Origin of the sequence: Candidatus Hecatella orcuttiae (genome assembly GCF_002009985.1) — an archaeon.
GTDB lineage: Archaea > Thermoproteota > Bathyarchaeia > Hecatellales > Hecatellaceae > Hecatella > Hecatella orcuttiae.
This window is the reverse complement of record NZ_MTLX02000005.1, coordinates 1,165,409-1,178,226: the sequence shown is the minus strand read 5'-3', so window position 1 is coordinate 1,178,226 and position 12,818 is coordinate 1,165,409. Positions and strand designations below refer to the sequence as shown.

Genomic DNA, 12,818 nt, shown 5'->3' with positions numbered 1-12,818 from the left:
TTCAAACCTGTTTGATGAGTTTGTTTAATTCTTCCCGGCCTTAATTCTGCTTTCTGGAGGATTTTGATGGGTTTATCTAGCTTCAGGGGGAGGATTCTAGACAAAGGCTTTCACTTTCTGAACCCTGACCACCCTCTGCTTTAAAACTCCCCCCTTCCTCCTCTTCGGCTAAAGTTTCAAGATACAGCTCTATAGCCTCTTTGATATTTCTCATCAACTCTCCCAGCGTGTCGCCTTGAGTATGGCAGCCGGGCAAAGCGGGGACAAATGCCACATAGCCTCCGGTCTCATCCTCCACGATCACGGTGTCAAACTCGAACATGAAAACCTCGACTTGAAAATATAATTCGAAATCATTTAAGACTTTCCGCCTGGGAGGAAGCTTAAGCCGATTTGAAGAAAATCGTCTGCATTCTGATTTGAGACAGCTTATCTACGGTAAACTTCGGTAAACTTTCCACGTCTTTTAAAACCGTCTGAATTAGCCCTGAGGCGGTGGTGTTATTCCCTAGGGAGAAGTTATTGGAGCCAGATCCTTCTTACTTCCTCAACCTTATCGTAGTCTTCGTCCTCTGTTACTATGCGGGTTACGCCGGCCTTTTCCATGGTGGCTAGATGCAAGGTGTCGGATGGCTTTAAATCGTGCTTGGTAAGGTATTTTTCCATCGACTTTACGTCTTCCTCATCCAAGGGTATAACTTTCGTGTAGGGTAACACTATTTCTCTGAGAAAACCCAGCGTGGTTTCATAGGGGACTTTAAATTTTCTTTTGGATATGTAGAGGGTTTCATCCAAAACGAGCATGTTGGTGAAGAGTGTTTCGTTCAGCAGCTTTCTGAAAAACTTGTCGATGCTTTTCCTCTCCTCGCCTGTCATCGTGTTCAGGTAGACTAGGAGGTTGGAGTCCAAGAAAGCTTTCAAGCTCTCTCCTCCTCGAACTCCTCCTCAAGATAGGTCTTTTTCAGGTCGCCGAGCTTGGGTTCTTCTGTCGCCATGGTTTTGATCTTTTCTACGTGGTTTTTCAGCCTCCTCATTACCTCGTCAGGGCTGGGTTTTCCCCTTATGAGTAGACCCTCGCTTGCAGGTTCTATCGTCACCGATTCCCCCTGGTTTATGCCGTATCTTTCTCTGAGGATCTTGGGGATGAGGATCTGTCCTTTGCTGCCGACTTTAACTTTAAGTTCAACCATAGGTAACCAAAGTTACACTTAAGTTAGAAATATTTAAACTTTAGTAGAACTTAATTAAAAATCGACAAGTTTCCTCGACTGTTTCTGTTAATTTAATCTATTTATTTCAACTTCGGCGACTAAAAAGGCGGCCTATTCTCGTTAAAGTATTGCCGGTATGGTTTCCCTAAAGGGCCTTTTTTAGCTATTTTTGGTGTTTGTTTTCCGTTTCTCTTCCGAAGTCGTAAATCTATTTAAATATGTTCCGAGAATCTACTGGATTAAGGGTTTAGGAATGTTCCCCATTCTCAGTTATGCCGGGTTGCTGGGCTGGATGCGGAAGGGTTTAAGAAACGGAAACTGGAGGAGGTTGAAGACCACGGAGAAGGCTTTGTTTAAAGCAGCATTATGGTACGCTAGGTTCAAGGGCAGAATACTCAACTGGAAAGTCGCCAGCCAGCTTCTCAGCATAGTTGAGAAAATTAAAGACACCCTTGGAAACCGGATTGTTCAGGCTGGTGTGGCAGCGGCCAAAGAAATGCTGACCCGCGGCGAGGAATCAGCCGTCTTCACCTGGTGTCCGCAGCTCAGGGTATGGTTGACAGAGCCCCGGTACGTATTCTGGCTTGGGTTAACCCGGCTTTCCACGAAATATTATGTGCAAGGTTGAGGGCAAAGGCTCAGGCGCCTTTGGGCTCTCAAAGGTAAATCACCGCCCCCCTCCCGAGCTGTAAGTATGGAGCCTCTGATCCACTTTGTCATCCCTCTCGCCGCCCTCACTATCCTAGGGGTCCAGCTCAGGAGGGCGTTGCCTATTTCTTTGGCCGCCGTCCTGCCGGATTTGGATGTGTTTTTTCATGTTCACAGGTCTTTTTCCCATTCGCTTGTCGTCATTTTAGCCTTGTCAGCTCCCTTCATGTTGCTGGTTTGGAGGACTCGTCTGCGGAAACCTGCGGCTTTGGGGCTGTTGGCAGCCTTGTCCCATCCGGTCATGGACCTAGGATACTACACGCCTTTGTTTTGGCCGCTCTACGGTCAGTCGTTCAGGGTTTTAGTTGACTCGGCCGTTCGCATAGCCAGCTCCCCGGCTATTCACCTCAGCGTAAAGGTTCTCACAGCCCCCACGGTGTTCTCCTACTTTAAAACCTTGGATGCGCCGCTCTTCACGGGGGAGGGCTTGATGGTCTTCGCGGTTTTATCCGCCGCAACTGTATTGAAGGCTCTTGCCGATAAGAGGTAGCCGGGCTATTTCCGCCTTTGGGGAAGCGGTTTTACCTAAAACTGAAAGCTCGCTGTCAGGTTTGAGGGTGAAGCCTGTCACCGTGTCCGTTCTCATCCCCGCCTACAACGAGTCGAAGATCATCGGCAGGTCCTTGGATAAGCTGTGCAGCTTTTTCGATGGCAGCAGTTTGGAGTACGAGATAGTTGTCTGCGACGACTGCAGCAAAGATGGGACTCCTGACGTTGCTAAAGCCGTCGGCTCTTCCACGGGGAAGGTGAATGTTTTGAGGTTTACGCGGAGAATAGGGAAAGGCGGCACCATACGGAATGCCGTCCAGGTTGCTAGGGGTGAAGTCCTCCTCATACTGGACGCAGACCTGCCTGTAAGCCTCGGCGAAAACGTCCTCCACGCTGTTGCTTCAGCTAAGGATAAAGGCGGCTTGGTTGTGGGGGTTCGGAGGATGCTCACAGGGGGTTCCTACGGTGCAGCCAGAAGGCTCCTGAGCGTGGGCTATAACACCTTGGTCAAGCTTCTCTTCAGAACCGGGGTGAGGGACCACCAGACGGGGTTAAAGGCCATGAGGGTTGAAGTTGCCAGGCGAGTGGTGGAGGAGGTTAGGTCTGACGGCTTTCTGTTCGACACAAGCCTCATAGTCAACGCGAGGAGGCTGGGCGTTCCGGTGGAGGCGGTGAATGTGGAGTGGCAGGATCAGAGGTCTAAGGGGGAGTCCAAAATAGTCCCTGCGAGGACGGTTTTAACCATGTTCATGGACCTGTTAGCTTTAAGGCTCAGCTTGGCTTTCGGGAAGAGACTTCTCAGGTTAAAAACCGTGAAAAACGGCGGCGTGTTTGTCGATGGGAACTCCGGTAGAAGTTATCCTATAGTTCAGCGGCGCTTCAATGTGAAGCGGGAGAGGGTGATGAACTTTCTCCGAAAAGTCTATTTTATGGCTGCTTTTGGCAGAAGCTAGCAGCCCCCATGAAACTTGAATGCTGGCTGACGGTGTAGGCGCCTGGTATTCAAAGAGCCGAAAGTAGCGATAATAATCCCCTGTAAGACGGTGGACACCTATACCAAGAAATGCGTCGAACGTTGCTCGAAGTTAAGCTACACAAACTACGAAATAATAGTGCTCCCGGACGAGGCGGATGAGCTTTCTGGGGAGAAGGTTAAGGTGATCCCCACGGGGGCTGTTAAGCCTCTGAAAAAACGTTTCATTGGGAGTGTTGCTTCCGATGGGGAGATTTGCGCCTTCATCGACTCCGACGCCTACCCAGACCCTGGCTGGCTGAAAAACGCTGTTCCCCACTTCGTGAACCCTGAGGTTGCCGCCGTAGCCGGGCCCTCTCTAACGGACGAGAAAAGCAGTGTGATGGAGAAGGCCAGCAGCCTCATTTTGGCTTCCTCCTTGGGAGCTGGCGCCGCGTCGATTCGGTATAGGCCGCATGAAAGACTGGTATACATCACCGAGACGCCTACCTGTAACCTAGTGATTCGAAAATCTGTGCTGGGAGCCGTTGAAAAACTGGCCCCGGACGTGTGGCCTGGGGAGGAGATCGTATTCTGCGGGCTGATCACCCACAAGCTGGGGATGAAAATACTGTATGACCCGCGGGTGCTGGTTTACCATCGTCGAAGGCCGCTTTACCGCCCTCACCTCAAGCAGATATGGAGCTACGGCCTCGTTAAGGGGCATCTGTCCAAGTCTTACCCGAAATTTGTCAGGCTGCAGTTTTTCATGCCAGCCCTATTGATTGTGGGAGTGGTCGGCGGCTTCCCCTTGGCGTTGGTTAATCCGGTTATTCGTCTGCTCTATGTTTTATCGATTCTCGCCTACGTGCTTCTTTCGCTGTCGAGTGGAATCTCAGCCGGCTTGAAGGAAAGGAATGTTAAAATGGTCCTCCACGTTTTTCTAGGAACAATGGCGACGCACCTCTGCTACGGTCTTTCCTTCATCAGAGGGTTTTTTTCGAAAAAGGTCTAACAGCGATGAAAGTGATGATAGCCTTCCCGCCTTTGTTAGAGGTGAAAGGCGTTCCTCAGCTGACCCAGAACCGCCAGTTCCAGTGGTTTTCGCATCCCACCTTCATATATCCCATGGTTCCGGCCAGCGCTGCCACCCTTTTAAAAATAAACGGCTTTGAGGTTGAATTTGTCGACGGCATAGCCCAACAGTGGTCTTACGGGCAGTTTATGGATCATGTTCAAAAAAGCCGGCCGGACTTGGTGGTTTTTGAAACCAAAACGCCTGTGGTAAAACAGCATTGGCAGATAGTCGACCGTTTAAAGGAGCTGTTAAGCGAGGTTAAGACCGTTCTGGTGGGAGACCATGTTACCGCCTTCCCGCAGGAAAGCATGGAGCTGAGCCATGTGGATTATGTCGTAACTGGGGGGGACTTCGACGTTTCGCTGCTGGGGTTAGCCAAACATCTGGAGGATGAAAGCCCTATGCCTAAGGGGGTATGGTATCGTGAGGATGGGGGGATAAGAAACTCCGGGCCCTTTGAGCTGGTCGGCGATTTGGATGGGATCCCCTTCATAGACAGGGTTTTAACGAAATATCAACTATACCGTGAAAACTGGTACAAGCGGAAGGTTTTCACCTATACCATGGCTGGGAGGGATTGTTGGTGGAGGAAGGCGGGGGGCTGCACCTTTTGCGCATGGACGGTGCCCTACCCGAAGTTTAGGGTGAGAAGCCCTGAAAGGCATCTGGACGAGATCGGCTACCTGGTCGAGAAGTTCCATGTCCGGGAGATCTTTGACGATACGGGGACTTTCCCGCTGGGGCGTTGGCTGGAGAGATTTTGTAAGGGTATGGTGGAAAGAGGATACCATGAGGAGGTGCTGTTTTCCTGTAACTTCCGCTACGACCAAGTTGGCAGAGAGGTATGCAGGCTGATGAAGAAGGCGGGGTTCCGCCTGTTGAAGGTCGGCCTTGAATCTGCAAGCCAGGAAACCTTGGACAGAATAAACAAGGGCATCGCCGTCCAGCAGATTGTGGAGGGGTCTAGGATAGCGAAGGAGGCTGGTTTGGAGATACACCTGACCATCATGGTCGGCTACCCTTGGGAGACAAGAGAAGACGCTCTCAGGACGTTGGCTTTGGCTAAGAAGCTGATGGAAGACGGACTGGCAGACGTGCTGCAGAGCACTATTGTCATTCCCTACCCTGGCACGGAATTATACCGGCAGGCCATCCAGTTCGACTGGTTCAGGGTTGACCCAAAGGATTATGAAAGGTACGACATGACCGAACCTGTTTTAAAGACGGAGGACATGACAGCGGAGGAAGTGGTGGAATTCTGCGATGAGATTTACAAGATCTACCTTTCGCCCAAATATATTCTCCGCCGATTCGTGAAGTCGCTGGTGTCCAAGGACGATTTCATGCTTAACCTCCGCGGCATTAAAGCGGCTGTAGGGCATGTTAAAGACTTTGCTTCGGCGAGAACCTAAAAGGTCAAAGACTAAACCTGTAGACTTTTACCTGATAGGAAAATACAGTATCATGCGTACTGTTTGGGGTCTTTACAACTCTGAGGTTGGAAATGCGCGGCCGCTTGTTTTAGATTGTGGTTGTGGTAGGGGGTCCTATGCATATAGGCTTGATGAGGAACAGTATGTGGGGTTAGATGTTGACGCTCTATCGATTAAACTGGCCCATAGGTTTTACCCTGAAAACATGTTTGTCGTCGGCGACGCTACGAAGCTTCCTTTCCGGGGCTCGGTGTTTGACCACGTTATTTGTAGCGAGGTGTTGGAGCATGTTTCAAAGGATAAAGCAGTTTTGGCGGAGTTGGCGAGGGTGATGAAACCTTCAGGGAGGCTGATATTATCTGTGCCGAATATATTGTGCGATAACGTTTTTGTGAATTGGCAGCGAGACATGGTCGATAACAGTGTCGGACACTTCAGAAGGGGTTACTCTATCGCAGAAATCTCGAAGCTTATCGAAGATTCGGGGTTTAAAACGCTTAGGAATAAGTATGGTTGCGGGCCTCTGACGGCGTTAGTTGAATGTTGCATAATCAAGCTTGGGAGCATTTTCGGATATACCCCCTCTAACCTGAATAGGTTGTTTGATGAGAAATCGTTGTTTGTGAGGGGTGCTTTAGGAATCTATAAGTCGATTTTTCCGTTTCTCCTCCTTTTTACGTGTCTGGACAGGTTTCTGCCCAGACGGTATAAGAGCAACATAGGCATCATAGCTGAGAGGCGGTAAGGTGAAGACCGTTAGTCGGCTATAAAGTTAAAGCCTACGCTAGGATGAAAAGGGTGAGGTGGCTACGGCCTCTCTGCTAAAGTTAGATCTGAAAAAGCTGGTTGATAGAGTTGGGGATATGGTTAAAATCGATTTCCCCTCCGAAGTCATTGAGGTAAGTTTAGAGCCGAAGTTAAGCCTTCTATGCATAAGGTTTGAAAAGCCAATCCAAGCCGAGATGGGAGAACCCGTCCATCCGCAAATACATCTTTTCAGGGATAAAAATTCGGGAAAAATAACTGCGGTTGAAATATTAGACGTGGATGAGTTGTTAAGCAAGCCTAACCTGTCAGGAAAGTAGCTACATTAACGTTAGGTTTAACGTGGTTATTGAGGCGGAAAAGGCGGCTCAGCCCAAGGGATAGATTGTGAAAGAGGCGCCTTTGGTGTCGGTGGTCGTTCCGACGCATAACTCCTCTAAAACTTTGGATGTCTGTTTAGGATCGGTTAAACGGCAAACCTATCCCAACCTAGAGATTATAGTAGTAGACAACTATAGCACAGATGACACTGTAAAAATTGCAGAGAAATACGGTCCAACAGTTTTTCAAGTAAAGGCTTTAAGGTCCCAGGCAAGAAATTATGGGGCATGGAAGGCAAAAGGAGAGTTTCTGATTTTTTTAGATGCAGATCAGAAATTAACCCCAAAAGTTATCGAAGAATGTGTTCAAAAGGTGGTGAATGATTGTGTTGATGCTGTGATGATCCCGGAAGTAAGAGTTGGTGAAGGTTTTTGGGCAAAGTGTAGGGCTTTGGAACGCCTCACATATATAGGCGATCCTCTAGTTGAAAGCGCTAGATTTTATAGAAAGAGTGTTTTCGAGAAGTTAGGTGGATATGATGAGATGCTCGAAGCTGGTGAAGATAAAGAGTTGCATGCGCGTGTAGAAGATGCAAAATACAAAATAATCTCCGTTAAGGCAATTATGAAACATCTTGAAGGACATGTAAAGTTAAGGGAGCTAGTAATTAGGAGTTATCGGTACGGCAAAACCTATATTTATTATGCCAAAAAGCAACCCAAAAGGGCTATGGTTCAACTAATGCCTATAAGGTTAAATTTTATAAGGAAATGGAGAATACTTGCTAATCAACCTTTATATGCCTGCGGCATGCTCTTCATAAAGTTTGTTGAATACATCGCTGGGACTGCTGGCCTAGTTTACTCAAAGATTTCATCATTGAAAATATAAAAAAGGTTGTAAAAAATTTCTTTAACAATTTTATTAATTTTCCCTCCAACAATATGTGCACCCACAGACCTCCCCGAATTATTTCCCCCTCTTGGATTAGCCTATATTGCTGCAGTTCTTGAAGAAAAAGAAGTTAATGTACATCTGATAGATTCGTTAGCTGAGGGATCAAACATTATTAAAGTTTTAAAAAATGGTTTAATCAGAGTTGGGTTAAATATAGAGAGTCTTAAAGAGCGGGTTAAATCACTTAACCCGGATATAGTTGGAATTAGCTGTCCTTATACGTCATCTGCCATGGAAGCACATAAAGTTGCAAAAATAATTAAGGAGCTTTATCCAAAAGCCCACATAATTTTTGGCGGAGCGCATGCCTCAGCGATACCTGAAATTATACTAAAAGATGAAAGCATAGATATTGTTGTCATAGGAGAGGGAGAAATGACCTTTCTAAACATAGTTGATAACGTACTGATGGAAAAAGATATCTCAGAAGTAAAAGGGATAGTTTTTAAAAAAAATGGAAAAATTATAAAAACCCCCCCAAGAGAGTTTATTCAGCATTTAGATATTTTACCGTTTCCGGCTAGACATTTATTACCTATGCATATTTATCTCAACGATCCACGTGCCCATATGTATGCAGTTCGTTCTCCTCGCACTTCAATAATCACTAGTAGAGGTTGTCCTTTTAATTGTGTATTTTGTTCAATCCATTCTGTATGGGGACGTAAATGGAGAGCAAGGAGCCCAAAAAATGTTGCTGATGAAATAGAATTTTTAGTAGAAAAATATAGAATTAGGGAGTTAGCAATTCTAGATGATAATTTTACTTTAGATAAGAAAAGAGTTATGAGAATTTGTAATGAAATTATTACGCGTCACATTGATATAAAATGGTCAACACCAAACGGGATTGCTTTTTGGACATTAGATAAAGAAGTATTAACAATGATGAAAAAAAGTGGATATTATAGAGCAACATTTGGTATTGAATCAGGCTGTAAAGAAACATTAAATTTCGTTAGAAAGCCAGTAAATCTGAATTACGCGCGTAAAGTGATAAAATTCTGTAATGATATAGGGTTATGGACTCATTCAACATTTGTAATAGGATTTCCTAACGAAACTTTAGACTCAATAAATCAAACAATAGAATTCGCAAAAAAATCAGGGCTTGACTTTGCAACATTTTATATAGCGACCCCGTATCCCGGCACAGATTTATATGGTATTTTTAAGAAAAATGGTTTGATAAAAAATGAGAGTTTATACGATTCTGTGACCAAGACTTCACATAATACTAGATACTTTAAGAGTGAAGAATTGATAAAATTAGCCAACAAGGCACATATCGAATTTTTAAAATATCGTATACTTAATTATTTCAAACCTAATAACCTAGTTAAATTATCAAATAAACTGGGGTCTGTTGAAGATTTAAGGTATATGTTAAAAATTGGATTAAACGGCTTAAAAATAGTATTAAATGCTTTAGTCACAGGTGAAGTTGATTATTTTTCGAAAACTCGTTTAGAAGGCGGAAAATCGAAATAAATAGGTCTTTTTAAAGGGGAAACTTCATCTACACAGGAGAGAAAGAAAAAAGTTGTCCTCTAATACCTTTTTAAAAACTATTTTATTTATTACTACTGGTTTTAGGCCGAATATTGGAGGATTGGAAACTCATCTAGATGATCTTTGTAATTATTTAATAAAGCGTAATTATCGAGTTTATGTAATTGCTCCTCAACCTACAATAACAAAAGTATTAGGTGAAAGAATCGAAAGAAAAAGTAATTTAGAAATCCATAGAGTTTATTTGTTTGGTCACTTATTTTATAAACTGGAATCTTATCCTCAGCTTAAGTTTCTTTATTTTGCACCGATGTTACTGATTTACTCCTTATTTTTTATGCTTAAATATCATAAAAAAATTGATGTTATTCATGCGCATGGCATTATTAGTGCTTTCATTGTTAAGATACTTGTTAAGTTTTTTAAAAAAAGAACTATTATTAGTCTTCACACTATTTATAATGTAGATAAAAAACCTATACTTATTAAAATGTTAAAAACAATTTTAAACTCTTTTAATACTATATTAACTTTATCTAATAGGTCGAAAAAAGAATTAACTTATATAGGATTAGATAATAAAAAAATTAAAGTTTTCACACACTGGGTTAACCAAGAAGTATTTAAACCATTAGATAAAATCTGGTGTAAAAGAAAGCTCGGTTGGAATGATAAATTTATTGTACTTTTTGTTGGGCGTCTTGTGGAGATAAAAGGTGTTAGATTATTAATTGATATTGCCAAGGAGTTTAGTTGCGAAAAAAACGTATACTTTGTCTTTATCGGTGAAGGCCCTCTGGTAAAAGATATGTTAAGATCCAATTTTTATAAAAATGTAATTTATTTAGGGAATGTCGGCGAAAAACATTTAGCTATCTGTTATAACGCCGCAGATCTTGTAGTTGTTCCCTCGATATATGATGAACCTTTTGGTAGGGTTCTCCCTGAAGCTCTCTCTTGTGGTACACCTGTCATAGCTACTAACAGAAGCGGAATTTCTGAAATCTTAGAGCCATCTGTTAGTGTGCTTGTTGAGCCGGATGTTGATAAAATTAAAAGTCAAATTATATATTTCTTTAAAAATCGGAATGAATTATTACAAATGAGTAAAAACTGTAGGAAATTTGCAGAGATGTTATTTAGTGAACGTAATGCAAAAATAATTGAAGAAAGCTACAAAGGTGGATAAGTACACGAGACATAAAAATATTTCTGACATTAAGAAATCTCAAAAAGCCTTCTTTGATAGGAAGTATATAAAGTGGGCGTGGGAAAGTTACTGGTCAAGATTTTACAAAGATCGTTTTAATATTAGTGACTTTGAAATAGCAAAAATGTTTAATAGACTTGAATTAAGGAATTCCTCTTCAGTTTTGGATATAGGCTGCGGTGATCAACCTCTCACTTGCATCTACGCGTTTAATATATCTTGCTTTTCTGTTGGTGTAGATCTATCAGTGAGAGGTTTAAAACGCGCTAAAAAAAATGCATCCAGATCGAATTTTTCCGGCTCATTTCATATTGTTGTTGCGGATGTAAACCATTTACCGTTTAATAGTGAATGTTTTGATGCAGTCATTCATTCAATGGTCTTGGAACACGTAGATAATCCTGAAGCTAGTTTATCTGAGGCATCAAGGATTCTAAAAAACGGGGGTAAGATTTTCCTTTATACTGTTAATAGGAGGTATCCCTTTCGTAAGATTTATGAAATGTTATTACCAGGGTATTTTAGAGCTATGGGTCATTCAAAAAATCGGTATTATAGTATCTATGAGATTAAAAGTTATTTTGTAAAAAATGGTTTGCAGATTGAAGGAGAAGCATATATTTTTGTTTTTATAAGTGCTATTTTTGACCTTATAATACTTCCAAAATTTAGTCAGCTATTAATAAGAAAGCCTTGGACCCAAATATATCAGAAAGTTTTTCTACGTTTTCTCAGAGTAATAGCTTTTTTAGACAATCCGCTGAAAAAGCTTGGATTAAGTAGCTGTGTTATTGTCATCGGGAGAAAGTAATTTATTTGTTGCAAAATATAAATGATTAATTTTTATACTCTGATTCAAAATTTGATTTCGGCTATGGTTTTAGCGTATTCAGGGGTGGGATCATATATGATTTCAACCGAAAACATTATAGAAAGGGAATTTTTAAATCACCCTGATTTATAATTTGAAGAAAGTGAAATAGTAACTTGAGAATATTAATTATTGATCTTTCTGTTTACCCTCTTTTTGCTAGCTTTGTGAGTGGTGGAGACCGGCACATGCTTGAGGTATGCAAGCGGCTCAGAGATTATAATTATGATAGTACTTTATTAACAAGTGAAACTGGAGCTGAAATTGTTAAGTGGTATGGCATTAGTATGAAAACCCATATAGTCTCAGTCCCTTTTGAAAAAATTTTATGTAAGACCATTATCGGGCTTGCCATACTCTATCTTATCCGTATGGTAAAGTCACTCTTCTCATTTTTCTCATTCGGGTTACGTGAAAATTTTCACATAATATGCACGTTCTCCCACTTCTTAGTCAATATTTTACCTGCCGTAATGATTTCTAGAAGATTTCCATTTTCTAAATTAATTGTTTACATTCACCACTTAGAACCCAAACCTTTGGAAAGAAATAAATATCATCCCTTTCTACCAAGTCTTCTTACCTGGATCTCCCAAAATGTCAGTCTTATGTTAATAAAGAAAAATGCTAATCTTGTTTTCATAAACCCCCGTGACAAGAAACAGGTATCAAGGTTAGGAGTATCGATGGAGAGAATTAGGATTATGCAGCAAGGCATAGATATTAAAAGAATCCGTCGAGTTAATAAAGAAGAGAAGAAATATGATGCATGTTTTCTCGGAAGATTATCGCCATTTAAGGCTTTTGATTTGATCGATATTTGGAAGATTGTATGTCGGAGCTATCCTAATGCACAATTACTAATCATCGGAACTGAGTTAGAAAAATATGTCTCACAGTTAAGAAAAAAGATTGAAATAGAAGGGCTTAAGAAAAACATTAAATTGCTTGGGGTATTGCCTGAGGATGAGAAGTATGCTTTTCTTAAGACATGCAAGATCTTTATTTTCCCGAGTTATGAGGAGGGTTGGGGTATTGCGGTATGCGAAGCTATGGCCTGTGGATTGCCTGTGGTGGCTTATGATTTGCCGGCTTATAAGGTCTTTAGAGATGCAATAATCAAAATTCCAGTAGGCAACAAAAAAGCTTTCTCGGGAGCGGTATTAAATCTTCTTTCAGACGAGAAACTGCGAGCTGGAATAGGCGAAAAAGCAAAAAAGATAGCAGAACAATATGATTGGGAGGTTACAGCGGAAAGGGAGTTAAACCTAATTAAATTGGGTGTAGAAGCAGGCGGAGTTTTTAGTTGAG

15 protein-coding genes are annotated in these 12,818 nt (G+C 42.4%); 12 read left to right on the top strand and 3 right to left on the bottom strand.

The window, feature by feature from the left end; translation table 11 throughout:
• Positions 1–82: 82 nt before the first annotated feature.
• The 3 genes from BWM17_RS09120 to BWM17_RS09110 form a co-directional block, all read right to left on the bottom strand.
• Positions 83–322 (bottom strand): type II toxin-antitoxin system HicB family antitoxin, encoded by a 240-nt coding sequence (locus BWM17_RS09120; protein WP_309493613.1) that lies wholly within the window; start codon positions 320–322, stop codon positions 83–85.
• A gap of 197 nt (positions 323–519) precedes the next feature.
• A complete protein-coding gene (locus BWM17_RS09115) occupies positions 520–921 on the bottom strand; it encodes a type II toxin-antitoxin system VapC family toxin (RefSeq protein ID WP_309493612.1) in 402 nt (133 codons plus the stop codon).
• Positions 918–1,190 (bottom strand): AbrB/MazE/SpoVT family DNA-binding domain-containing protein, encoded by a 273-nt coding sequence (locus BWM17_RS09110; RefSeq protein WP_309493611.1) that lies wholly within the window; start codon positions 1,188–1,190, stop codon positions 918–920. Before BWM17_RS09110 ends, BWM17_RS09115 begins: the two co-directional genes overlap by 4 nt.
• A 190-nt stretch (positions 1,191–1,380) precedes the next feature.
• On the opposite strand from BWM17_RS09110, the gene BWM17_RS09105 reads away from it, so the two are divergent.
• The 12 genes from BWM17_RS09105 to BWM17_RS09050 all read left to right on the top strand — a co-directional run bounded on the left by BWM17_RS09105 (position 1,381) and on the right by BWM17_RS09050 (position 12,817).
• On the top strand, positions 1,381–1,839 hold the full coding sequence (locus tag BWM17_RS09105; protein ID WP_309493610.1) for a hypothetical protein: 459 nt from the start codon (positions 1,381–1,383) through the stop codon (positions 1,837–1,839).
• A gap of 66 nt (positions 1,840–1,905) precedes the next feature.
• Positions 1,906–2,409 carry a metal-dependent hydrolase gene (locus tag BWM17_RS09100; protein ID WP_309493609.1) on the top strand — a complete coding sequence of 168 codons (504 nt, stop codon included), beginning with the start codon at positions 1,906–1,908 and terminating at the stop codon, positions 2,407–2,409.
• Positions 2,410–2,476: 67 nt separating this feature from the next.
• The gene (locus BWM17_RS09095) at positions 2,477–3,361 is read left to right on the top strand and encodes a glycosyltransferase (RefSeq protein ID WP_309493771.1); all 885 of its coding nucleotides are present in this window, start codon (positions 2,477–2,479) and stop codon (positions 3,359–3,361) included.
• A gap of 42 nt (positions 3,362–3,403) precedes the next feature.
• On the top strand, positions 3,404–4,375 hold the full coding sequence (locus tag BWM17_RS09090; RefSeq protein WP_309493770.1) for a glycosyltransferase: 972 nt from the start codon (positions 3,404–3,406) through the stop codon (positions 4,373–4,375).
• 5 nt (positions 4,376–4,380) lie between these two features.
• On the top strand, positions 4,381–5,850 hold the full coding sequence (locus tag BWM17_RS09085) for a B12-binding domain-containing radical SAM protein (RefSeq protein ID WP_309493608.1): 1,470 nt from the start codon (positions 4,381–4,383) through the stop codon (positions 5,848–5,850).
• A gap of 52 nt (positions 5,851–5,902) precedes the next feature.
• On the top strand, positions 5,903–6,616 hold the full coding sequence (locus tag BWM17_RS09080; RefSeq protein ID WP_309493607.1) for a class I SAM-dependent methyltransferase: 714 nt from the start codon (positions 5,903–5,905) through the stop codon (positions 6,614–6,616).
• Positions 6,617–6,674: 58 nt separating this feature from the next.
• Entirely contained in the window at positions 6,675–6,956 is a 282-nt protein-coding gene (locus BWM17_RS09075; protein WP_309493605.1) for a hypothetical protein, read from the top strand.
• Positions 6,957–7,041: 85 nt separating this feature from the next.
• The gene (locus BWM17_RS09070; protein ID WP_309493604.1) at positions 7,042–7,848 is read left to right on the top strand and encodes a glycosyltransferase family 2 protein; all 807 of its coding nucleotides are present in this window, start codon (positions 7,042–7,044) and stop codon (positions 7,846–7,848) included.
• Between the two features lie 15 nt (positions 7,849–7,863).
• Entirely contained in the window at positions 7,864–9,405 is a 1,542-nt protein-coding gene (locus BWM17_RS09065; protein ID WP_309493769.1) for a B12-binding domain-containing radical SAM protein, read from the top strand.
• A 52-nt stretch (positions 9,406–9,457) separates the two neighbouring features.
• Positions 9,458–10,615: a glycosyltransferase family 4 protein gene (locus tag BWM17_RS09060; protein ID WP_309493603.1), complete on the top strand. Its 1,158-nt coding sequence runs from the start codon at positions 9,458–9,460 to the stop codon at positions 10,613–10,615.
• Positions 10,590–11,447, top strand: coding sequence for a class I SAM-dependent methyltransferase (locus tag BWM17_RS09055; RefSeq protein ID WP_309493602.1), 858 nt, complete (start codon positions 10,590–10,592; stop codon positions 11,445–11,447). Before BWM17_RS09060 ends, BWM17_RS09055 begins: the two co-directional genes overlap by 26 nt.
• Positions 11,448–11,623: 176 nt before the next feature.
• Entirely contained in the window at positions 11,624–12,817 is a 1,194-nt protein-coding gene (locus BWM17_RS09050) for a glycosyltransferase family 4 protein (protein WP_309493601.1), read from the top strand.
• The last annotated feature ends 1 nt before the right edge of the window (position 12,818 follow it).